Annotated in this window: 18 protein-coding genes; 13 read left to right on the forward strand and 5 right to left on the reverse strand. The window is 58.9% G+C overall.

Annotated elements, in window-relative coordinates; genetic code table 11:
* From QWJ34_RS23460 to cyoD, 8 genes are all read left to right on the forward strand, one after another.
* Positions 1-577: IS3 family transposase (locus QWJ34_RS23460; RefSeq protein ID WP_302731537.1), on the forward strand; the 577-nt coding region annotated here is incomplete at its 5' end.
* Between the two features lie 417 nt (positions 578-994).
* Positions 995-3,343, forward strand: coding sequence for a glycoside hydrolase family 95 protein (locus tag QWJ34_RS23465; protein WP_302731538.1), 2,349 nt, complete (start codon positions 995-997; stop codon positions 3,341-3,343).
* A 403-nt stretch (positions 3,344-3,746) separates the two neighbouring features.
* Positions 3,747-5,093 (forward strand): GH1 family beta-glucosidase, encoded by a 1,347-nt coding sequence (locus QWJ34_RS23470; protein ID WP_302731539.1) that lies wholly within the window; start codon positions 3,747-3,749, stop codon positions 5,091-5,093.
* Between the two features lie 159 nt (positions 5,094-5,252).
* The gene (locus QWJ34_RS23475) at positions 5,253-5,495 is read left to right on the forward strand and encodes a hypothetical protein (RefSeq protein ID WP_302731540.1); all 243 of its coding nucleotides are present in this window, start codon (positions 5,253-5,255) and stop codon (positions 5,493-5,495) included.
* A gap of 530 nt (positions 5,496-6,025) precedes the next feature.
* The gene (gene cyoA, locus QWJ34_RS23480; RefSeq protein WP_302731541.1) at positions 6,026-7,009 is read left to right on the forward strand and encodes a ubiquinol oxidase subunit II; all 984 of its coding nucleotides are present in this window, start codon (positions 6,026-6,028) and stop codon (positions 7,007-7,009) included.
* 74 nt (positions 7,010-7,083) lie between these two features.
* Positions 7,084-9,054, forward strand: coding sequence for a cbb3-type cytochrome c oxidase subunit I (locus tag QWJ34_RS23485; RefSeq protein WP_302731542.1), 1,971 nt, complete (start codon positions 7,084-7,086; stop codon positions 9,052-9,054).
* Positions 9,054-9,671: a cytochrome (ubi)quinol oxidase subunit III gene (locus tag QWJ34_RS23490; protein WP_302731543.1), complete on the forward strand. Its 618-nt coding sequence runs from the start codon at positions 9,054-9,056 to the stop codon at positions 9,669-9,671. Before QWJ34_RS23485 ends, QWJ34_RS23490 begins: the two co-directional genes overlap by 1 nt.
* A gap of 1 nt (position 9,672) precedes the next feature.
* Positions 9,673-10,017 carry a cytochrome o ubiquinol oxidase subunit IV gene (gene cyoD / locus QWJ34_RS23495; protein ID WP_302731544.1) on the forward strand — a complete coding sequence of 115 codons (345 nt, stop codon included), beginning with the start codon at positions 9,673-9,675 and terminating at the stop codon, positions 10,015-10,017.
* Positions 10,018-10,384: 367 nt separating this feature from the next.
* Here cyoD and QWJ34_RS23500 read toward each other — a convergent pair whose 3' ends face one another.
* Positions 10,385-11,875, reverse strand: coding sequence for a glycoside hydrolase family 43 protein (locus tag QWJ34_RS23500; protein WP_302731545.1), 1,491 nt, complete (start codon positions 11,873-11,875; stop codon positions 10,385-10,387).
* 200 nt (positions 11,876-12,075) lie between these two features.
* Between QWJ34_RS23500 and QWJ34_RS23505 the strand changes: the two genes are divergently transcribed.
* Positions 12,076-12,984 (forward strand): ArsR/SmtB family transcription factor, encoded by a 909-nt coding sequence (locus tag QWJ34_RS23505; RefSeq protein WP_302731546.1) that lies wholly within the window; start codon positions 12,076-12,078, stop codon positions 12,982-12,984.
* Positions 12,981-14,033 carry an SGNH/GDSL hydrolase family protein gene (locus QWJ34_RS23510; protein ID WP_302731547.1) on the forward strand — a complete coding sequence of 351 codons (1,053 nt, stop codon included), beginning with the start codon at positions 12,981-12,983 and terminating at the stop codon, positions 14,031-14,033. Before QWJ34_RS23505 ends, QWJ34_RS23510 begins: the two co-directional genes overlap by 4 nt.
* Positions 14,034-14,055: 22 nt before the next feature.
* Here the strand turns inward: QWJ34_RS23510 and QWJ34_RS23515 are convergent, their stop codons facing one another.
* The 4 genes from QWJ34_RS23515 to QWJ34_RS23530 form a co-directional block, all read right to left on the reverse strand.
* The gene (locus QWJ34_RS23515) at positions 14,056-14,481 is read right to left on the reverse strand and encodes a GtrA family protein (protein ID WP_302731548.1); all 426 of its coding nucleotides are present in this window, start codon (positions 14,479-14,481) and stop codon (positions 14,056-14,058) included.
* The gene (locus QWJ34_RS23520; protein WP_302731549.1) at positions 14,478-16,463 is read right to left on the reverse strand and encodes a glycosyltransferase family 39 protein; all 1,986 of its coding nucleotides are present in this window, start codon (positions 16,461-16,463) and stop codon (positions 14,478-14,480) included. Before QWJ34_RS23520 ends, QWJ34_RS23515 begins: the two co-directional genes overlap by 4 nt.
* Positions 16,464-16,673: 210 nt before the next feature.
* Complete coding sequence (locus QWJ34_RS23525; RefSeq protein ID WP_302731550.1) at positions 16,674-18,143, reverse strand: sensor histidine kinase; 1,470 nt, start codon at positions 18,141-18,143, stop codon at positions 16,674-16,676.
* Positions 18,140-18,817 (reverse strand): response regulator transcription factor, encoded by a 678-nt coding sequence (locus QWJ34_RS23530; protein WP_302731551.1) that lies wholly within the window; start codon positions 18,815-18,817, stop codon positions 18,140-18,142. Before QWJ34_RS23530 ends, QWJ34_RS23525 begins: the two co-directional genes overlap by 4 nt.
* Before the next feature lie 240 nt (positions 18,818-19,057).
* On the opposite strand from QWJ34_RS23530, the gene kduI reads away from it, so the two are divergent.
* From kduI to kduD, 3 genes are all read left to right on the forward strand, one after another.
* Positions 19,058-19,891: a 5-dehydro-4-deoxy-D-glucuronate isomerase gene (gene kduI, locus QWJ34_RS23535; RefSeq protein WP_302731552.1), complete on the forward strand. Its 834-nt coding sequence runs from the start codon at positions 19,058-19,060 to the stop codon at positions 19,889-19,891.
* Positions 19,892-19,932: 41 nt separating this feature from the next.
* Positions 19,933-20,697 (forward strand): DeoR/GlpR family DNA-binding transcription regulator, encoded by a 765-nt coding sequence (locus tag QWJ34_RS23540; RefSeq protein ID WP_302731553.1) that lies wholly within the window; start codon positions 19,933-19,935, stop codon positions 20,695-20,697.
* Between the two features lie 69 nt (positions 20,698-20,766).
* The gene (gene kduD / locus QWJ34_RS23545; RefSeq protein ID WP_302731554.1) at positions 20,767-21,519 is read left to right on the forward strand and encodes a 2-dehydro-3-deoxy-D-gluconate 5-dehydrogenase KduD; all 753 of its coding nucleotides are present in this window, start codon (positions 20,767-20,769) and stop codon (positions 21,517-21,519) included.
* The last annotated feature ends 71 nt before the right edge of the window (positions 21,520-21,590 follow it).

Consider the following 21,590-nt stretch of genomic DNA (forward strand, 5'->3'; position numbering starts at 1 on the left):
GTTTCGCGTACAAACGACGGATTCCAACCACGACCTGCCGATTGCGCCGAATGTGCTGGAGCAAAACTTTAACGTGGCCGAGCCGAACCGGGTATGGGTGACAGATATTACGTATATCCCCTGCCGTGAAGGCCGATTGTACCTGGCGAGCGTCATGGATCTGTGCACACGAGAAATTGTGGGGTGGCGTTTGGAAAGACGGATGACCAAAGAACTTGTAATTGGCGCGCTGCAAGATGCCTATGCCGCAAAGCGACCGAAAAAAGAGCTGATCCACCACTCGGACCGCGGGTCGCAGTATGCCTCTCGTGAGTACCGCGAGCTGCTGCAAACCTACGAAATGCAAGCCAGCATGAGCCGAAAAGGGAACTGCTATGACAATGCGACGATGGAGTCGTTTCACAGTCTCTTAAAGAAAGAATTGGTGTACGTGAAGAAATTCAAGACATGTGCACAGGCGTATGAAGAAATCTACCGCTACATTGAATTCTTTTACAACCGAAAGCGAATGCATGGCTCCCTTGGCGATCTGTCCCCGGTTCAGTTTGCCGCACGGTTCAAGAAAAAAGTCGCTTAACGGGTCCCTTAATTACTGTCTACTATCTTGACAGAGGTCCAAATAGATGTATGAGTGCAGTTATTTGCTCGAAAACGTAAGATAAAGCCGGAATAAGGGCCTATACGCAGCTATTTGGATTCTTCTTGCCGCTGGCTTTATTTCTCCAGCCCTTTCCCGACCTTTCCTTCCAATCGAACCCGCCTAAATTAGGTTTACATCCAATCGTTTCTCGACAATCTGACCTTCATCGATAAGATGAAGGTTTTTTGCCGCGGAAATCCGGGCGGCATATTAAAGACGAATTTTGTCGAATTTGGAGTCTGCGGATTGACGGTCCCCGCGCGCTAACTTATACTGAGAACGTGTTGAAAGCCGTTTCAGACAAGTTTTGCCGGAATTGACCTAAAACGTTTTCTGAAAAAGGGGTATACCGGGATGAAGTCAAATCAAACGTATAAATTATGGTACAAACAGCCCGCTTCCCGCTGGGAAGAAGCGCTGCCGGCAGGCAGCGGAAGGCTGGGCGCGATGGTGTTCGGCGGCGACCGCAGAGAGCGGCTGCAGCTGAACGAAGACACGCTGTGGTCGGGCTTTCCGCGCGATAAGGTCAACTACGACGCCCAGCGCTACCTGAAGCGCTCCAGGGAGCTGATCTTCGCCGGCGATTACGCCGCAGCGGAGAAGACGATCAACGCCGGAATGCTCGGCTGGAACACGGAAGCGTATCAGCCGCTCGGCGATCTGTATATCGACCGGATCGGCGGCGGGGAAGCCGGCGGCTACGAACGCGAACTCGATCTGTCGACGGGCGTGCTGACCACCGCGTTTACGGCGGACGGCGTCCGCTTCACGCGCGAAGTCTGGATCAGCGCGCCGGACCAGGTGCTGGCGGTCGTACTGGAAGCGGACAAAGCGCACGCGATCGATATCGACGTCTCGCTCGAAAGCCTGCTGCCTTACGAGACGGCTTCGCAAACGGACGGACGCCTGACGATGCGCGGCATGGCGCCGAGCCATGTGGAATCGAATTATTTCCGCGACCATCCGCAGGGCGTGCTGTTCGAAGAAGGACTGGGCATGCGCTTCGAAGCGCAGCTGCTGCCGCGCGTCGACGGCGGCGAAGTCCGCGCGGCCGGCGAAAAGCTCGAAATTCGCGGCGCGGACCGCGTCGTGCTGCTGCTGGCGGCGGCGACCAACTTCGAAGCCTACGACAAACTGCCGGAGAGCGGCGGCCGCCGGCCGGACAAGCTCTGCCGCGAATGGCTGGAAGCGGCGGAGCGCTGCGGGGAAGCCGCCCTGCGCGAGCGGCATATCCGCGACCATGCGGCGCTGTTCGGCCGCGTGGAGCTGGATCTGGGCGGAGCGGAGCGGGCGCTGCTGCCCACCGACGAGCGGCTGGCTGCTTATAAGGAAGGAACGCAAGACCCGGCGCTCGAAGCGCTGTACTTCCACTACGGCCGCTATCTGCTGATGGGCAGTTCCCGTCTGGGCACCCAGCCCGCCAATTTGCAGGGAATCTGGAACCACCAGATCGAACCGCCGTGGAACAGCAACTACACATCGAATATCAACGTGCAGATGAACTACTGGCCGGTCGAGCTGGTCAACCTGAGCGAGTGCCACGAGCCGATGCTCAAGATGATCGAAGAGCTGGCGCAGGCCGGCCGCCGCACGGCGAAGATCCATTACGGCACGCGCGGCTGGACGGCCCACCACAACGTCGATCTGTGGCGGATGACCAATCCGTCGGGCGGCGAAGCGAGCTGGGCGTTCTGGCCGATGGGCGGCCTCTGGCTGACTTCGCATCTGTGGGAACACTATCTGTTCACCCGCGACGAAGAATTTCTGCGCGAGCGGGCTTATCCGGTAATGCGCGAAGCGGCGCTGTTTGCGGTCGACTGGCTGGTCGAAGCTCCGAACGGCAAACTGACCACCGTGCCGTCCACGTCGCCGGAGAACAAGTTCCGCGCCGAAGGAGGAGAGCCGTGCAGCACGGCTTACGGCTCGGCAATGGATCTGACGCTGATCCGCGACGTGCTGGAGCACTGCGTGGAGTCCGCGTCGCTGCTGGGTCTCGGCGAAGAAGAATCCGCCGAATTCCGCTCGGCGCTGGAGCGGCTGCAGCCGCTGCGGATCGGCGCGGACGGCCGTCTGCTGGAATGGGGCGAGGAGCTGGAAGAACACGAGCCGGGACACCGTCACGTCTCGCATCTGTACGGCGTGTATCCGGGCCGCTCCATCAACCGCGGCGAGACGCCCGAGCTGCTCGAAGCGGCGCGGAAGTCTCTCTCCGCCCGTATCGCGAGCGGAGGCGGCCATACAGGCTGGAGCTGCGCGTGGCTGATCAATCTGTACGCCCGACTGCTGGACGGCGAGAGCGCGTACCGCTTCGTGCATACGCTGCTTGCGCGTTCGACGCACCCCAACCTGTTCGACGACCATCCGCCGTTCCAGATCGACGGCAACTTCGGCGGTGCCGCCGGCATCGCGGAGCTGCTGCTGCAAAGCCATCTGGACGAAGTCCATCTGCTGCCCGCCCTGCCGGCGGCATGGCCCGACGGCTCCGTGCGCGGGCTGCGCGCGCGGGGAGGCTTCACCGTCGCGCTGGAATGGCGCGACGGCCGCATTCGGTCGGCCGAGATCGCGGCCGACCGCTCCGGCACGGTCCGCCTGCGCGCGGACCGCGCCTTCGAAGGCGCCTCGCCCGCAGACGGCGAGGCCGGCACGTTCACCGGCGAGCTGACCCTCGCCGCCGGCCAGACCGTCCGCCTGAGCTTCGCGTAGGCGAAAGACCCCGCCCTGAGGCCGCCTCTCATCCAGGCGGCCTCAGGGCCCCGGCAGGGCGGCCTTTGAACGCGAGGCCGCTCTGCCGCACCGATCCGCGGCCTTGCCTTTAAGGCCGCCGCTCTACCCGCACCCACAGCCCTGCGCAGCAGGCCGCGGGGCATTCGTCCTGTTCCCAAAGGCCGTCAGGCGGAGGGAGGGAATCGTGAAGGAGTGGAACGTTCGCCTTTGAAACCGGGAAATTCCATTTTGATTCAATCAAAATTTCCTGGTTTCAACACGCGACCGTAACGAATCCCTCCCGGAGCCGCCCCCCCCCGCCTTTCCCCAGAACAGGATCTACAGCCAGAAAGCCCGCTCCGCGGGGCCCAACTCAACTAACCGTATGGAGGAACATTCATCAATGACGATTTTTCAATTTCCTGAAGGCTTCAAATGGGGCACGGCTACGGCCGCTTATCAAATCGAAGGAGCCGCAAAGGAAGGCGGACGCGGTCCGTCCATCTGGGATACGTTCTCTCATACGCCGGGCCGGGTATACAACGGCGACAACGGCGACGTCGCGTGCGACAGCTACCATCGCTACGAAGAAGACATCGAGCTCATGAAAGAGCTCGGCATCAATACGTACCGCTTCTCCGTTTCCTGGCCGCGCATCCTGCCGGACGGCGACGGCGAGCTCAACCGCGAAGGACTGGATTACTACCACCGCTTCGTGGACAAGCTGCTGGAAGCGGGCATCGAACCGTTCTGCACGCTGTACCACTGGGATCTGCCGCAGGCGCTCCAGGACGCGGGCGGCTGGGAGAACCGCCGCACCATCGACGCTTTCGTCAAATACTCGGATATCATGTACCGCGAATTCTCCGGCAAGATCAAGAACTGGCTGACGTTCAACGAGCCGTGGTGCATCGCGTTCCTGTCGAACCTGATCGGCGTGCACGCGCCGGGCAATCAGGATCTCCAGGTCGCGCTGAACGTCGCGCACAACCTGCTGGTCGCGCACGGCAGATCCGTCTCCCGCTTCCGCGAGCTGGGCGCGGACGGCAAGATCGGCATCGCGCCGAACGTGGCCTGGGCCGTGCCTTATTCCAAAAGCGAAGACGATCAGGGAGCGGCGGACCGCAATATCCAGGTCTTCTCGGACTGGTTCCTCGACCCGATCTATAAAGGCAGCTATCCGAAGCCGCTCTACGACTGGTTCGAGCAGTCCGGCCACGTGCCTCCGATCCACGCAGGCGATATGGAAGACATCGCGCAGCCGATCGACCATATCGGCATCAACTACTATGCGATGAGCGTCAACCGGTTCAATCCGGACGGCGGTTATTTGCAGATGGAAGAAGTGGATATGGGCCTGACCAAGACCGATATCGGCTGGCCGGTCGAGTCCCGCGGTCTGTACGACGTAATCCATTACCTGCAAAAATACGGCAACATCGATATCTATATCACCGAGAACGGCGCCTGCATCAACGACGACGTCGTCAACGGCAAAGTCAACGACGAGCGCCGCATCTCCTACCTCCAGCAGCATATCGCCCAGGTGCACCGCGTCATTAACGACGGCATCAACCTGAAAGGCTATATGGCCTGGTCGCTGATGGACAACTTCGAATGGGCCGAAGGCTACCGCATGCGGTTCGGCCTGGTCCACGTCGATTACCGCACGCTCAAACGCACGCCGAAAGAAAGTTTTTACTGGTACCAGAACGTGGTGAAGAACAACTGGCTGAACACCCGCAAGTAAAAGTATCGCCGCGAAGACCGCCCGGTCTCCGCGGCTTTTTTGCGCTTTTTTCGCCCGGCCGGGCCTCAAGAATTGTTTAAATGTAAGCCAAAAGAGTTAATGGGAAGTAAGCGAACAATTCCAGCCGCAGGGGCGGCGTTGAAAGAAGGGGATCGAGAGATGAACCGCGAAGCGAAAAACACCAGAGGTCTGATGCTGGTCTCCACGATTATCTCTGTTATTTTGCTGGTGATCGGTATTGTAATGATCGTAATGGACCTGGGCAACTTCAGCGACAAAAGTTATCCGGTCATGGTCGGCATCGGATTTATCGTAGGCAGCATTATCATCTACGGCCTCAGCCGGGCGGTAGGCATGGCGCAGATGCGCAAGGAAGAAAGCAAGGGCAAAGTCGAGAATTGACTTCGGTCCGCGGCCGGATGAAATCCTTGCCCGCCGAATCGGAAAGTCCCTGAGCAAGCTCCGAAAGCGGGAGAGCTCAAGGACTTTTTTTGTGAAAAAAAGCCCGTTTTCCGATACCGGAACGCAGCGCGCCTAAGGAAGGAAAAGCGAGTCGGGTGTTTAGAAGTACGGCGGGGGATTTAATGGCTATATAAGAGCATATAATAGAAGAGAAAATTAAAATTTGAGATAATGGGAGGGATAAAGAGAGGGGATAAGGAAAAGAAAGCGGGTATCGCTAAGGAAGGATAAATAGATCCAAAGGTTTAAGATTTGTCTGTGAAACAGGCGTTTCAGTCTCGTTGAACATGCTTTTCAAGGCCCTACATCACGTTAATCGGCGGATAGTTTGACATCTTTGTTAACAAAGCAAAAACTTTTCGAAAAAGCTGTTCATTTCTGGTATCTTTAAGTGTAGAATCAAAGTTGCGTTTTATTGTGTGAAATGCTTACCGAATGATTTGAGCGTTCAACAAGGAGAGGGGATCTACATGGGCAAAAAACGAAGCTCGCTCGTTCGCGCCGCTTTCTCGGCCGTCGTTCTTGCAATGACAATGCTTCTGCTCTCCGGGTGCGGGAACTACATGGTTCTCGATCCGAAGGGACCGATCGCGCAGAAACAGCTGGACCTGATTGGCATCACCGTGCTACTATGCTCGATTATTATCGTGCCGGTGCTGATTATCACGTTCATCATCGTCTGGCGCTACCGGGCAAGCAACAAGAAGGCCGATTACAAGCCGGAATGGGCACACAACAACCTGCTGGAAACGATCTGGTGGGGAATTCCGATTGTCATCATTGCGATCCTGGCGGTTATCACGATCCGCTACACGCATGAACTCGAACCTTCGAAGACGCTGGCGGCGGAATCCGAAAAAGAAGTCGTGATTCAGGTCGCGTCGCTCGACTGGAAATGGCTGTTTATGTATCCGGAGGAAGGCATCGCGACCATCAACACGATCACGATTCCGGAAGATCGTTCGGTCCGGTTCGAACTGACGTCGGACGCTCCGATGAATTCGTTCTGGATTCCGGAACTCGGCGGACAGATCTACACCATGTCCGGCATGTCGATGGCGCTGCATCTGAAGGCCGACGAACCGGGCGATTACTTCGGCACGGCGGCAAACTTCAGCGGCGAATACTTCGCCAACATGACGTTCGACGTTCACGCCACGACCGAAGCGGACTACGAGAAATGGGTAGCCGACGCCAAGAACTCTTCCGACACGCTGACGGACGAAGGCTATCAAGAACTGGCCAAGCCGAGCGCGGATAACGAACAGCTCGTCTACGCTTCGTTCCCGGAAGGGCTGTACGAACGAATCGTTACGAAGTATATGCACGACGGCGCCGAGCTGCACGAGCACGGAAGCGCTTCTTCGGACGAAGAAGGCAAGCAGTCGGCCGATGCGGGCGCTGCTTCGACGGAAGCGGAAGGACACGATTCCTCTTCGCATACAGGTCACTAAAGCTGCGTATAACGGCCGGGAGGCCCAGCCGGACCTCAAGCCGGAACATCTAAAGCAATGAAAGGAGCTCCCTAATGCTCGATAATATCAAAGAGTTCGCATCCGAGTTTTTTGTAACGGGCGACCCGCTCATTTACGGCGCGGACGTATCCATCGTTCTGGCGACGCTCGCGATCGTGTTCGTACTGACGTACTTCAAAAAATGGGGCTGGCTCTGGAGAAACTGGCTGACGACCGTCGATCACAAGAAGATCGGCATCATGTACATTCTGGCCGCGATCGTCATGCTGTTCCGCGGCGGCGTCGATGCCGTCATGATGCGGACGCAGCTCGCTTTTCCGGATCTGAATTTCCTGGAACCGGAGCACTACAACCAGATCTTTACAACGCACGGCGTCGTCATGATCTTCTTCATGGCCATGCCGCTGATGTTCGGTTTGTTCAATATCGTCGTGCCGCTGCAGATCGGCGCGCGCGACGTCGCGTTCCCGTTCCTGAACTCGCTCAGCTTCTGGCTGTTCTTTGTCGGAGCGATGCTGTTCAACCTGTCGTTCGTCATCGGCGGTTCGCCTGACGCCGGCTGGCTCGCTTATCCGCCGCTCTCGGGCACGCAGTTCAACCCGGGCGTCGGACAGAACTTCTATATCTGGGGGATTCAGATCTCCGGTATCGGCTCGCTCGCGTCCGGTATCAACTTTATCGTTACGATCCTCAAGATGCGCGCTCCGGGCATGACGATGATGAAAATGCCGATGTTTACCTGGTCGGTATTCGCGTCTTCGACGACGATCATCTTCGCATTCCCGATTCTCGCCATCACCATGCTGCTGCTGTTTATGGACCGCTTCTTCGGCGCCCATTTCTTCACGCTCGACGGCGGCGGCAATCCGATGATGTATATCAATCTCATCTGGATGTGGGGTCACCCGGAAGTGTATATCGTCGTTCTGCCGGCCTTCGGCGTCTTCTCGGAAACGGTGGCGACCTTCGCGAGAAAACGGTTGTTCGGCTACGCTTCGATGGTATTCGCCATGGTCATCATCAGTATCATCTCGTTCTTCACCTGGGCTCACCACTTCTTTACGATGGGTTCCGGCGCGAACGTCAATGCGTTCTTCGCGGTGACGACGATGATTATCGCGATCCCGACCGGCGTCAAGATCTTCAACTGGCTGTTCACCATGTATAAGGGACGGATTTCGTTCCCGACTCCGATGATGTGGACGATCGCGTTTATTCCGGCGTTCGTTGTCGGCGGCATGACCGGCGTTATGCTGTCGGTCGCTCCGGCGGACTTCCAGTTCCACAACAGTTACTTCCTGATCGCCCACTTCCACCAGGTGCTGATCGGCGGCGTCGTATTCGGTTACTTCGCGGGCCTGTACTACTGGTGGCCGAAGATGTTCGGCTTCAAGCTGAACGAATACCTCGGCAAATGGGCATTCTGGTTCTGGAACATCGGTTTCTACGTCTGCTTCATGCCGCAGTACCTGGTCGGCCTCGACGGCATGACCCGCCGGATCAGCGTATTCAGCGATCCGGACTGGACGGGCCTGAACGTCGTTTCGACGATCGGCGCTTATATCATGGGTATCGCCTTCCTGTTCCAGGTGGCGCAGATCGGCTACAGCATCTTCCGTCACGAAAAAGATACGACGGGCGATATCTGGGATGCCCGCACCCTGGAATGGTCCACGCCTTCGCCGGCTCCGGAGTACAACTTTGCGGTTATCCCGCAGGTACACAGCCGCGACGAATGGTGGGAAGAAAAAGAACGCCGTGCGAGAGGCGAACAGCCTGCTCAGTACGGCCCGATCGAACCGATCCACATGCCGAAAAACTCGGCTATCCCGGCGATCATGGGCGCATGCTGGTTTATCGCCGGCTTCGGGCTCGTGTTCCACTGGCTGTTCTTCGCTATCCCGGGTCTGATCGGCGTATTCATTTGCATGTTCGCTCGTTCGTTCAGCGCTCACAAAGCGGAATACTACATTCCGGCTGAAGAAGTCGAACGTACCGAAGCGACGTTAAGGGGGTCGGTATAATGGCACAGTCTCCGGCGCATGGCGCGGACCATCACGATCATCACGCTGCGGGTCACCACGACCCGCAGGATCTGAAATTACTCGGTTTCTGGATTTTCCTTGTAACCGACGTCCTGATGTTCTCGACGTTGTTTGCAACATTTATCGTTCTGCGCGGCGGTACGGACGGCGGTCCGACCGGCGCGGAACTGCTTGAAATCAACGGGATCATCATCTCGACGTTCCTGCTCCTGACAAGCAGCTTCACCAGCGGTCTGGCCGTTCTGGCGATGCACCAGAACAAAGTTCAGCAGATGATTATCTGGCTGATCGTTACCGGACTGTTGGGCGCGGGCTTTATCGGGCTCGAACTTAACGAGTTCCTGCACCTGATCCATGAAGGCGCGACGCTGCAAACCAGCGCGTTCTGGTCTTCGTTCTTCACTCTGGTCGGCACCCACGGTGTCCACGTTACGGTGGGTCTGTTCTGGATGATCGCAATTATTATCCAGATCGTGCGCCGCGGCCTGAACTCGGATACGAAGGGCAAGATTACGGTATTCAGCTTGTACTGGCACTTCCTGGACGCGGTCTGGATCTTCCTGCTCTCGATCGTGTACCTGATGGAGGTGATGTAAGATGGCGGATCACAACAACGCGCACAACAGCCACGGCGGGGAACGTCACGAGCACGGCTCGCTCAAGTCCTACATTATCGGCTATATCATTTCGATCGTGCTGACGATTATTCCGCTCGTTGTCGTAATGAACCATATGATGGAACGCACGGGCACCATTATCGTTATCATGGTAACGGCGACGCTGCAGTTCCTGGTACAGCTCATCTTCTTCATGCACGTCCGCGACGGCGAACAGCCTCGCTGGAACGCGATTACGCTGGTCTTCGGTATTCTGATCCTGCTGACGATCGTGGTCGGTTCGATCTGGATTATGGGGAATAATGCGATCGGGATGAAGATGTAGAGAATTTGGTTATACAAAAAGAGCCCGCTTCGGCGGGCTTTTTGTATGTGGAGAAGATCCTATTCGATAGAAAAGTCGTGCGGGCTGCGGGAGAAATTCGTTTCGGTCGCGTGTTGAAATCGGGAAGAGTCTGATTGGATTATAAGTGGGATCTTCCCGATTTCAAAGGCGAACGCTATCGCTCCTACACTGAATTTCTCCCTCCGCTTGTTCAACTTTTCGCTCAATCCACTTTCTCAACATCGGAGCCCGCCTGTGCGGGCTCTTTTTTTGTATAAGCAAATGGTGTGGGCGAGGGAAGGGCGAGAGATAAAGGTCAAATATCAAAGATTAAAAGCTCACATAGAAAAAAATCAAAAGACAAAGTCTAAATATACGCACACTCGAAGACGGTAAACTCGGCTTGGGAGTCCCGGCCGACGGCATAGAGACCGATCAGGACACCGGTGAAACCGCCGGCGACTTCGGAGGACAGGTAGCGGGTCTGGGCGGTGCCCAGAGGAAATTCGACGCCGTCGATCACGGCGAAGAAGTGGTAGCGTTCATGGCCGGAACGGATTAAAAGCTTGACGCTATCGCCGGGAAGGGCGGTTTGGTGTTCGACGGACTTGATGTCGCCGACGTTCAGGCGGGTGATCGCCCGGATGCCGGTTGCGTCTCTGCGGATTGCCAGGTCGTAGTGATGGTTCTCGTCCATATACAGGGTCAGACCGGCTTCGCCGGTTCCGGTCAAAGAAACTTCGCAGCTTATCGTCGCGTCGAAGTCTTTTTGCCGGATGCCGATAAAGGTCGGGGAAGCGGGCGTGTCTAGTGTGACTTCGGTGCCTGTCAGTGTCGCTTTTCCGTGTGCCAGCCGGTAATTCGCCGCGGACGGATGACGCAGATAGCACCAGTCCAGATTCCAGTCGGTATTTTCGAACGTCTCGCTTTTCTTGACCCGCTGCAAGGTGGTGTCGGGGATGCGGTCGGTGTTGAAGCCGGTCAGCGTGATCCCGTCGTGTCCCGCCGTAAACCAGCCGTCTTCGCCGAATGTAACCGGGGTCAGGAACACTTCGCGTCCCAGATGGTGGTAGGTCAGCCAGCGGCCGATCTGGCGGAAGCCCAGATGCAGCATCCACCAATTGCCTTCGCCGTCTTGGACCAGATCGCCGTGGCCGACACCCTGCAGCTCGTAGCCGCCCAGATTGCGGTTGGTGAGCACGGGATTGGACGCATACGACTCGAACGGGCCGTGCAGCGATTCGCTGCGCGCGTAGATGACCATATGGCCGTATTCGGTGCCGCCTTCCGCGGCCATCAGGTAATACCGGCCGTCGATCTTGTACATATGCGGGCTTTCCAGATAGCGGCCGCCGGTTCCCTGCCAGATCGAGCGGCTCGGCGAGAGTTTGGTTCCCGTTTCGATATTCAGCTCGCACTGGATCACGCCGCCGACCCCGTCGTCGTCAAGACCGTTGCTCATGAAGAACGCCCGGCCGTTTTCGAAATACAAATCCGGATCGATGCCGCCCTGGTCCACGTATACCGGTTCGGACCATTCGCCGTAAATATCGTCGGTCCAGACATAGAAATTCTGGCGCGTGGTGTCGTTGGTCGTCGTCATATAGAAGCGTCCGTCTTGATGCCGGATCGTCGGAGCGAATACGCCGCCGGAACTGTTCACGCCGCTCAGCCGGACCTGGCTTTCGCGCGTCAAACAGTGGCCGATCTGCGTCCAATTGACCAGGTCTTTGCTTTCGAACAGCGGAACCCCGGGGAAGTATTGAAAAGAACTGCAAACGAGGTAATACGTATCTTCGACCTTGCAGACGCTGGGATCGGGATAAAAACCTTTGATTACGGGATTGCTGTATTTCATATCGCACCTCTTCTTGAATTCGCATTTTTGTGAATCGTGTATATTATGACCGCTATGCAAATTAAACCGTACTCCAAAACGGCTTACAATATGATAGGGTAGATTCGAAGAGTTAATTCCATTGAATTCATATAAATGTGATTTCAGTTAACGGGGTGAAGGAGGCGAACGCGATCAAAACCAACGGGGAAGCCCAATTTATGCCGCTGTACGAAGCGCTGGCGAGCGAAGTCAGATGGAGCATGATGAATCTGCTGTCCGCGGGCGAGCTGAATGTCAAAGACATTGCGGCGCAAATGAAGCTCAGTCCGTCCATCGTCACGATGCATATCCGCAAGCTCGAACAGGCGGGACTGATCGGCAGCCGCCGCGTGCGATTGAACGGCGGAACGCACAAGATGTGTTTTCTCAAGCAAAAAAAGATCGAAATCCAACTGCCTTCCGCCCGCGAAGAAACAAGGGTCCGGGAACAGTCGATCGCGATCGGGCACTATACGGCGTTCGATATTCATCCCACCTGCGGGCTCGGCACTCCGGAAAAAGAAATCGGCGTCTGGGACGATCCGCGCTACTTTCTCGATCCGGAACGGGTGCAGGCGGCGATTCTGTGGTTCGGTTACGGCTTTGTCGAATACAAAACGCCGAACTACTTGCTTCCGGAGCAAACCGCCGACGCGATCGAAATTTCGATGGAACTGGCTTCCGAAGCGCCTGGACTGCGGGACGACTGGCCGTCGGATATCGGGTTTGCGTTCAACGGCATCCGGCTCGGCACCTGGACCAGTCCGGCGGATTTCGGCCGCGCGGCCCGGGGCAAGTACACGCCGCTCTGGTGGCACCGCAACGTCAACCAGTACGGACTGCTCAAAACGATCCGCATCGACGCCGCCGGCACGTTTATCGACGGCGAGCGGATATCGGACGTAACCGTTTCGCGGCTTCGTCTGGAAGAACCGTTCTGGACGCTGCGCTTCGAAGTCGACGAGCAGGCGGACAATGTGGGCGGGCTTACGCTGTACGGAGCAGGATTCGGCAACCACGATCAGGATATTACGATTCGCGTGCATATCAGCGGCCATCCGGCGAAGCGGGAAGAGGAGAACAGATGAAGACATTTAAAGCGACGAACGAATCGGTCAAAAAACTCGGCAGAACGCACGAATACCGCGATGCGCTGTGGCTGACGCTGTCGGGCAGCGGAGCGGAGTTTTCGTTTTACGGCACAAAAGCGGAGATCGTGCTGAAAAGCGACGATATGGCGGGCGGCGTCAATCCGGCGAGAATCGGCATCCTGGTCAACGGAGAACGGGTGGTCGACGAGCGCCTGGACCGGCCTGTCAAAACGTACACCGTATTCGAAAGCGCCGCCGCGGAGCAGGTTGCGGTGACGGTGATCAAGCTGTCGGAAGCAGCCATGTCGACGGTCGGCATCGCGGAAATCCGGGTCGAAGCGGAACGGGGAATACAACCGACGCCGCAAAAAAATCGCAGGATCGAGTTTATCGGCGATTCGATCACGTGCGGGTACGGCGTCGACGACGAATACGAACGGCATTCTTTTTCGACCGCGACCGAAGATGTGACACAGGCGTACGCTTACCGGACTGCCGAAGCCCTTCAAGCCGATTACAGCATGGTTTCGTACAGCGGGTACGGCATCATATCGGGCTATACGGAAAACGACGCCAGGCTGCTTACCCATTTGGTGCCGGACTATTACGAGCAGCTGGCCAAGTCCGAAGGAAAGCTCGACGGCAAGCTGGACCCGCTGAGTATCGACTGGGATTTCGCGCGGTTTGCGCCCGACCTGATCGTGATCAACCTGGGCACGAACGACGATTCCTACACCAGCGATCATGCGGACCGGCAGGCGGAGTTCGGCAGGCGATACGTCGACTTTTTGAAAACGATCAGACGCCGAAATGCCGAAGCGCGGATTCTGTGCACGCTCGGCATGATGGGAGATCGGCTTTATCCGGTTGTCGAGCAGGCGGTTCGGGATTATACCGCGCAAACGGGCGACTCCGGAGTTTCCGCCATGAAGTTCGACGAGCAGCGGGCCGAAGACGGATACGCGGCCGATTATCATCCTTCCCGAAGGACCCACGCCAAAGCGGCGGACCGATTGACCCGGCATATCGAACAATTGTGGGGCTGACCGTTGGCGGGCGGCAGGCCGCTTACAAGTTGGGTTTCTCGGCGGCGGCCGGGCGGAATACCCAGACTTTGCTCAGGATATAGTTGAGCGCCATGCCCGGAACGGTCACGAGCACTTTGGACATCCAGACGGGCAGGAACAAATTGAGCAGGGCCAGCAGGACGGAGGTGAGCAGGGCGACGGTCAGGTTGACGACCAGGAAGCGCCCCAGCTCGCCTTTTTGCCTCGGCTGATCGGTCTTGAAGGTCCAGCGCCGGTTCCAATAGTAGCTGTTGGCCGTGCCGGCCGCGTAGCCGGCCGCCTGGGCGAACGGGCCGATCAGACCCTGAAGCAGGAAAAATACGATAAAATCGACGAGCGTGTTGGAAACGCCGACGATGGCGAAACGAATCGGTCGGCGCGCCGACGATGCGAGATCCGGCCCGCGCCGCTCTTCCGGCGAATTCATCCTTGTGCCTCCTTCTCGATTTTGTACAGCGTATACGTCTGCCGCAGGCCGAGTTTATCGGTCACTTTGCCGAGCAGCTGCGCCGCTTTGTCTGCTTCCGTTTCCCGTCCGCCGGCTTCGGCCAGCGGTCTCCACTCGGATTGAGGCACGACCGTTCCGTGTTCCTCGACCCAGCGCACCATCTCGCGGTTGCCGCGGGACGATTCGCCGACCAGGAAATACCGAACTTCGCCCCGGTCGATCATCCGCCGGAGCCCCTGCGCATCGATCGCCGGATCTTCGCCTTTGAAGCCGCCCCAGGTGAGGACCGGCTGCCGCGTCTGGATAATCAGGGCGTCGGCGCCGCTGTTGGAAGACGGCATGGCGACCAGGTATTTGGCTCCGTCCCGATGGGAGAGCAGATAATGCACCAGCGAAGCGTCCAGCGGTTCGCCGTCCCGGCTCCAGCCGCCGCTCGACGCCAGCGAAGGCGAAGCGTACGGCTGCCGCGAGCTTCCGCCGTAAATCGCCGGGGTAATCGACCAGTAGCCGGGCACGATCACCGCGGAAATCAGGGTCAGCGCCAGCGCGAAAGTCGGCAGCGGGCGGACTTTGATCCGGGAAAGCGCCAGGGAGATCCCCCCGGCGGCTGCCGCGCTCCAGCCGATCCGGGTGAAGCCGGCATCGTTGGCGATATAGACGATCGTGCCGAAAACGGCCGCTGCCGAAGGGAGCAGCCAGGGCAGCTTCGGCGAGCGGAGCAGATTGGCGAGACCCGCGCCGGCCAGCGCGGCGATCGCGGGCGCGAGCATAATCAGGTAATAGCGGTGGAAGAAGCCGGCCACGCTGAACACCGCGATCATCGGCAGCAGCCATCCGAGCCACAGCAGCAGTTCGCGCCGGCGTTCGGGCTGCCGGAACCAGAGCATGACCGCGCTCAGCAGCGCAAACGGAAGCAGCCACGAAATCTGTCCGGCAAGCTTCACGTCCATCAGCCGCAGCCAGCCCGGCGGGCCGTCTTCGCCAATCGTGCTGGCCGTGGTCCGGCCGGCCGGTTCGAACGCTTCGCCGTCTGCGGAAGCAGGCGGCGAAACCCCGGAGCCGCGCTCCGTTTGGGCCTGCCGCGCGCTCAGCGGATTCGGAAGCGAAGACGCCAGTCCCGCCGAAGAAGCGCGATCGGGAATATCCGACGAAGAAAACGGGTTTACCGACAGGTCGCCGGTCAGCCGGCCGATTCCGTTGTAACCCAGTGCCAGCTGGAGGACGGAATTGCTGTCGCTGCTGCCGACATACGGCCGCTCGGCGGCCGGCGTGCTGTCGACGGCGACCGCCCACGAGAGCGAGACCGCAGCGAGCAGGGCGCCCGCCGCGCTCAGATGGGCGATTGTCCTGCGCAGGGAGTGCTTGCGCGACACGAGCGCGAACAGCAGGAAGCCGGGCAGCACCAGGTAAGCCTGGAGCATCTTGGTGTTGAAGCCGACGCCGACCAGCGCGAAAGCGAGGCAGAGCGTGGACAGCCTGCCGCTGTCCATCGCGCGCGTGAGCGCGTAAGCGGCCAACAGCAGCACGAAGACCAGCACGCTGTCGACGTTGTTGGTGCGGCTGACGGCCGCCGCGATCGGCGTCAGCGTCAGCAGCAGCGCGGCAAGCCGCGCCGCGGCGAGGCCGAACGTGCGGCGCATCGTCAGGTACAGCAGCGCAACCGAACCGGCGAACGCCAGCGCCGACGGAAGCGCCAGGGTCCAGGAATGCAGACCCAGCAGCTTGACGCTAATCGCCTGCAGCCAGAACGCGAACGGCGGCTTGTCGATCGAGATAAAGCCGCCGGGGTCGAACGAATTGTAAAAGAAATTATGCCAGCTCTGGCTCATGCTGACCGCGGCCGCCGTGTAATAGGCGTTGAGATTGCCGGACTTCTGAATCTGGTAAAGCGACAAAAATAAAGCCGTCAACGCAAGCAGCGCCGGAACGGGATCGAACTTCTTCAGCAGCCGTGCATCCACGGGATTTCCCTCCAAACTATCGGTTCCTTGCCCCTATAACATCTTGATTCGCCTTATCTCTATAACGTTTCCGTTTCCGCAGGAGTTTGCTTCTTTACATCAAACTATAAAACCGGACCCTGAAGAAAAAATGAACGCGGGCTTAACGCAGGCTGAAAGAGCGGACGCCAATAGACAAAAAACGTCCGGCCGGCGGAGCTTCGGCCCGGTTCAAGCCTCCGGCCGGCCGGGCCCCGCAAGCTTGAGCGTCACCGACACGGCGGTTCCGCGGCCGGGCTCGCTCTCGATATCGACCCGGCCGCCGTGCAGCCTGACGATCTTCTGCACGATCGACAGCCCGAGTCCGCTTCCTCCGGCTTTGGCGCTGCGCGAGCTGTCGGCTTTGTAGAAGCGGTCGAAGACGTGCGGCACGTCTTCGGCGGGGATGCCCTGACCGGTGTCGCGCACGGTCACGATCACTTCGCCGCCGCGAAGTTCGGCGCCGAGAAACAGTTCGCCGCCTTCGGGCGTGAACTTGATCGCGTTGGACAGCAGGTTCAGCCAGACCTGGCTGAGCAGGTCTTCGTCGCCGACGATATCGGCGCGCTCAAGATCGGCGGACAATTCGAGCGACCTGGCCGACCACAGCGGCGCGCACGAAGCGGCGCTCCGGCGGATCTGCTCGTCGAGCCGCAGCGGCTTCAGGTTCAGGCGCACCGTGTCCAGCGAAGCGAGCTTGAGCAGATTGGCGCTCAGCTTGGACAGCCTTTCGCTTTCGCGGTCGATAATATTGAGGTATTCGCGGCGCTCGGCTTCCGCCGGATCGCTTTGCAGCGCGCGGGCGAAGCCGCGGATCGACGTCAGCGGCGTCTGGATCTCGTGCGAGACGTTCGACACGAATTCCTGGCGCATCGCTTCGATCTTGGACAGCTCGGCCGTCATCTGGTTGAAGTCTTCGCCGAGCCGGCCGATCTCGTCCCGGCGGGCGAGGGCGACGCTCGCGTTGTAATCGCCTGCGGCGACCCGGCGCGTCGCTTCGGACAGCCGGCGCAGCGGATTCGAGATCAGGCGCGCCGCAAACAGGAACAGCAGTGTGCCGATCACGATCATGATCGCCAGCGCGATCAGCATCTGGCGCGGCACGGCCTGGCTCGGGTGCGCCATCGTCGGCCGGACGAACAGCGCGTAGCGGACTTCGCCGCGCTCGAACGGCACGCCGATAAAGCCCGGGTCCGTACCTGCTTCGCCGGTGCCGAGGCTGCGATAAGTTTCTCCGTCGAATATGGAATCTTTGACGGAAGCGGGAATATTCCAATCCGGGCTGCGCCGCCCGGAGCCGGAAGAGGAGTCGGACTGCGGCGCTTCGAGCGCCGGGGCTTCCGCTCCGTCCGCCTCCGCGTCCGGCAGCGAGCTCGCCGCCGGAGGGCCGCCCCGGCGCACGCGCAGTTCGCCGCCGTCCTCCGCGGCGACAAGCAGTTCAAGCTGCACGGAACCGAAGCTGTCCAGCACGTCCTGGAGCAGATCGTCCGGTACTTCCGACAGGATATGCGCCATCCGCTGCGATTCGCCCAGGATCATCCGGCCGGGATCGCCGTTGGGCCCGCTCTCGTACACCCAGTCCGACAGCAGGAACGTCAGCACGAAGCTGACGGCGACGACGCCCATGAACGTGAATACGAGCCGCGAATAGATCGACTTCATTTGCCGGCGACCTCGACCCGGTAGCCGATGCCGCGAATCGTCTGGATCGAGAAGCCCAGCGCTTCGGGGAAGCGGTCGCGAAGACGTTTGATATGCACATCGATCGTCCGCTCGTCGCCTTCGTAATCGGGACCCCAGATTTTCTCGATCAGCTGGTCGCGCGTAAAGATCTGTCCGGGAAAGCCGGCCAGCGTGTACAGCAAATCGAACTCCTTGGCCGGCAGGGGAGCCGGTCTGCCGCCGATACGCGCTTCTTTGGACGACGCGTCGAGCAGCACTTCGCCGACCTGGAGCGATTCGCCGGAGAACACTTTATAGCGGCGCAGCAGCGCTTTGACCCGCATCACCAGTTCTTCCGGGATAAACGGCTTGACGACGTAATCGTCGGTGCCCAGCCGGAATCCTTTGATCCGGTCTTCGGTTTCGCCGCGCGCCGTCACCATCAGGATCGGCACGTCTCCGTAGTATTCGCGAATTTCCTCGCACAGCTTGAAGCCGTCGATGCCGGGCATCATCACATCCAGGAGAATAAGGTCCCAGCGCCGGCGGCCCAGCCATTCCTGCACCTCGATGCCGTCTTCGGCTTTTTGCACACTGTATCCCTCGCGGCTCAGGTAAAGCGCAATCAACTCAAGAATGGCCGGATCGTCGTCCGCCGCCAGAATATGCACCATGGACAGGACCTCCTTTGCGGTTCGTTTTCGAATAGATCAAGTTTACAACAAAACCGCGCCGCTTACGACAATCGGAGGTTGACCGATGCCGGATCTGCGGCGGGGCGGATATAAGAGTAACGGAAGTTTTCTTTTTTGCCACAAAAAGAGATATACAAAACGACCTAAATGAACTAATATGAACCTATAAGAACGTTCATTATCTCAAAACGAATACCCAACCGAAAGGATGACTTTATTATGGAAAACCGCTACTCTTCGCATCCCAACGACGTCAAGACCTTCGACACGACGCGGCTGCGGGAAGAATTTTTGATTCAAACCCTGTTCGCGCCCGGCGAGCTTGTAACCGTTTACTCGCACGTGGATCGTTATATCGTCGGCTCGGCCGTGCCTGTTTCCGGCGGTATCAAGCTCGAAGTGGACCTGAAGCAGATCGGCGCGGACTATTTCCTGGAACGCCGCGAGATCGGCATCATTAACGTCGGCGGAGCCGGATCGGTTGCCGCGGACGGCGAAAGCTTCGAAGTCGGCGCCAAAGAATGTTTGTATATCGGCCTCGGCGTCAAAGACGTTTCGTTCACAAGCGCGGACGGCGGCAGCCCGGCGAAATTCTACTTCGTTTCCACGCCGGCGCACAAAGCCTACCCGACCAAAAAAGCCGGCCAGGGCGAAGCGATCCAGGCGCATCTGGGCAGCATCGACAGTTCGAACGAGCGCACGATCAACAAATACATCCTGCCGGGCGGCATCGAGAGCTGCCAGCTGGTGATGGGCATCACCGAGCTCGAGCCGGGCAATATGTGGAACACGATGCCGTGCCACACGCACAACCGCCGCTCGGAAGTTTATCTGTACTTCAATATGCCGGAAGACGCGAACGTGTTCCATTTCATGGGCGAGCCGGACGAGACGCGCCATCTGGTCGTGCGCAACGAAGAAGCGATCATTTCGCCGAGCTGGTCGATCCACAGCGGCGTCGGCACGAACAACTACACGTTCTGCTGGGCGATGGGCGGGGAGAACCAGCTGTTCGACGATATGGACGCGGTGGACATGAAAGACCTAAAATAGATCCTAAATCCCTTTTTTGCGATAGGAGCTATTGATTTGTCATGAACGCACTCAAACGGCACGAGAAAATTATGGAGATTCTGATCGAGCGCAAGGAGGTCGCGGTGGGCGAACTCAGCTCGCTGCTCGACGTGACCGGCAAAACGATCCGTGAAGATCTGGCGCGGCTTGAGGAAAAAGGACTGCTGATGCGCGTGCACGGGGGGGCGATGCTGGCCCAGAACGACCAGTTCGGCATCCTGTCGGCGCAGGGGACGGGGGAGAAGCACGCGGCGGAGAAAGCGGAGATCGCGTCCCGCGCGCTGCGTTATATCGAGCCGAACGACATTATCGCGCTCGACGGCGGCGGCACCACGCTTGAGATCGCGCGCCGGCTGCCCAACGAACCGCTGACCGTGGTCACCAACGACCTGTTCATCCTCAGTGAGCTGGCGCGCAAAGACAAGATCCGCCTGGTCGTGCCGGGCGGCGAGCGGGTGCGCAACGTGCTGATCGGACCGCGCAGCGCGGAGTTCGTCGAAGGGCTGAATATCAGCAAAGCGTTTCTGTCGGCGACCGCGCTCGATTCGGAACTCGGCGCCTCGATCTACACGGGCGATCTGGTGCCGTACAAGAAAGCGCTGGTCAAGACCGCGCGCAAAGTCTACGGCGTGGCCGAGCACCAAAAATTCGGGCAGTTCGCGCTGTGGACGTTCGCGGCGTGCGAAGAGATGGACGTCATCATCACGGACAGCGGGATCGACCCGGCGCAGAAAGACCTTTTTGCAAAAAAAAACATACGGCTGGACGACGGCGGCGAAGCGTAGACATCCGATCGGGACAAGTCACGGGAAAGCGGCCGGTTCGGCGGAATTTATTTCGGGAGGAAAAATAATATGAGTTTCTTTGATCTCAGCGGCAAAACGGCACTGGTAACGGGGGCGAGCGGCGGTCTCGGACAGGGGATGTCGCTGGCTTTGGCCGAGGCGGGCGCGGACATTGTCGCCGTATCGTACACGGACAGCAAGGACACGGTGGCCAAAGTCGAAGCGCTCGGACGCAAAGCGTACGAAATCCAGGCCGACCTCAGCAAAGCGGACGATCTGGAAGACGTCGTGAAACGCGCGCTGGAATTCACGGGGCAGATCGATATCCTGATTAACAACGCTGGCATTATCCGCCGCACGCCGATCTCCGCGCACAGTTGGAAAGACTTCGACGACGTGCTGGATATCAACCTCAAGACCGTGTTCTACATGACGCAGCTGGTCGGCAACCACATGATCGCGCGCGGCAGCGGCAAGATTATCAATATCGCGTCCATGCTGTCGTTCCAGGGCGGCATCAACGTACCCGGCTATACCGCCAGCAAGCACGGAGTCGCCGGCCTGACCAAAGCGTTCGCCAACGAATGGGCTTCCAAAGGGGTGCAGGTCAACGCGATCGCGCCGGGATACATGTCGACCGACAACACCGCGCCGATCCGAGAAGACAAAGACCGCACCGACTCGATCACGGTCCGCATTCCGGCGGGACGCTGGGGCACGGGCGAAGACGTGGGCGGGCCGGCCGTATTCCTTGCTTCCAAAGCCGCGGATTACGTCAACGGCCATATTCTCTGCGTGGACGGCGGCTGGATGATCCGCTAACGGCGGGACGAACAACAGGCCGCGTTCGGCGGGAGCGGAGCAATCCGTATCGCCGGCGCGGCTTTTTTTCA

This window comes from Saccharibacillus sp. CPCC 101409 (genome assembly GCF_030518235.1).
Taxonomy (GTDB): domain Bacteria; phylum Bacillota; class Bacilli; order Paenibacillales; family Paenibacillaceae; genus Saccharibacillus.

Coding starts and splice junctions, on each gene's coding strand:
- QWJ34_RS23465 (WP_302731538.1), top strand. CDS start 995: ATGAAGTCAAATCAAACGTATAAATTATGGTACAAACAGCCCGCTTCC.
- QWJ34_RS23470 (WP_302731539.1), top strand. CDS start 3,747: ATGACGATTTTTCAATTTCCTGAAGGCTTCAAATGGGGCACGGCTACG.
- QWJ34_RS23475 (WP_302731540.1), top strand. CDS start 5,253: ATGAACCGCGAAGCGAAAAACACCAGAGGTCTGATGCTGGTCTCCACG.
- cyoA (WP_302731541.1), top strand. CDS start 6,026: ATGGGCAAAAAACGAAGCTCGCTCGTTCGCGCCGCTTTCTCGGCCGTC.
- QWJ34_RS23485 (WP_302731542.1), top strand. CDS start 7,084: ATGCTCGATAATATCAAAGAGTTCGCATCCGAGTTTTTTGTAACGGGC.
- QWJ34_RS23490 (WP_302731543.1), top strand. CDS start 9,054: ATGGCACAGTCTCCGGCGCATGGCGCGGACCATCACGATCATCACGCT.
- cyoD (WP_302731544.1), top strand. CDS start 9,673: ATGGCGGATCACAACAACGCGCACAACAGCCACGGCGGGGAACGTCAC.
- QWJ34_RS23500 (WP_302731545.1), bottom strand. CDS start 11,875: ATGAAATACAGCAATCCCGTAATCAAAGGTTTTTATCCCGATCCCAGC.
- QWJ34_RS23505 (WP_302731546.1), top strand. CDS start 12,076: ATGCCGCTGTACGAAGCGCTGGCGAGCGAAGTCAGATGGAGCATGATG.
- QWJ34_RS23510 (WP_302731547.1), top strand. CDS start 12,981: ATGAAGACATTTAAAGCGACGAACGAATCGGTCAAAAAACTCGGCAGA.
- QWJ34_RS23515 (WP_302731548.1), bottom strand. CDS start 14,481: ATGAATTCGCCGGAAGAGCGGCGCGGGCCGGATCTCGCATCGTCGGCG.
- QWJ34_RS23525 (WP_302731550.1), bottom strand. CDS start 18,143: ATGAAGTCGATCTATTCGCGGCTCGTATTCACGTTCATGGGCGTCGTC.
- QWJ34_RS23530 (WP_302731551.1), bottom strand. CDS start 18,817: ATGGTGCATATTCTGGCGGCGGACGACGATCCGGCCATTCTTGAGTTG.
- kduI (WP_302731552.1), top strand. CDS start 19,058: ATGGAAAACCGCTACTCTTCGCATCCCAACGACGTCAAGACCTTCGAC.
- QWJ34_RS23540 (WP_302731553.1), top strand. CDS start 19,933: ATGAACGCACTCAAACGGCACGAGAAAATTATGGAGATTCTGATCGAG.
- kduD (WP_302731554.1), top strand. CDS start 20,767: ATGAGTTTCTTTGATCTCAGCGGCAAAACGGCACTGGTAACGGGGGCG.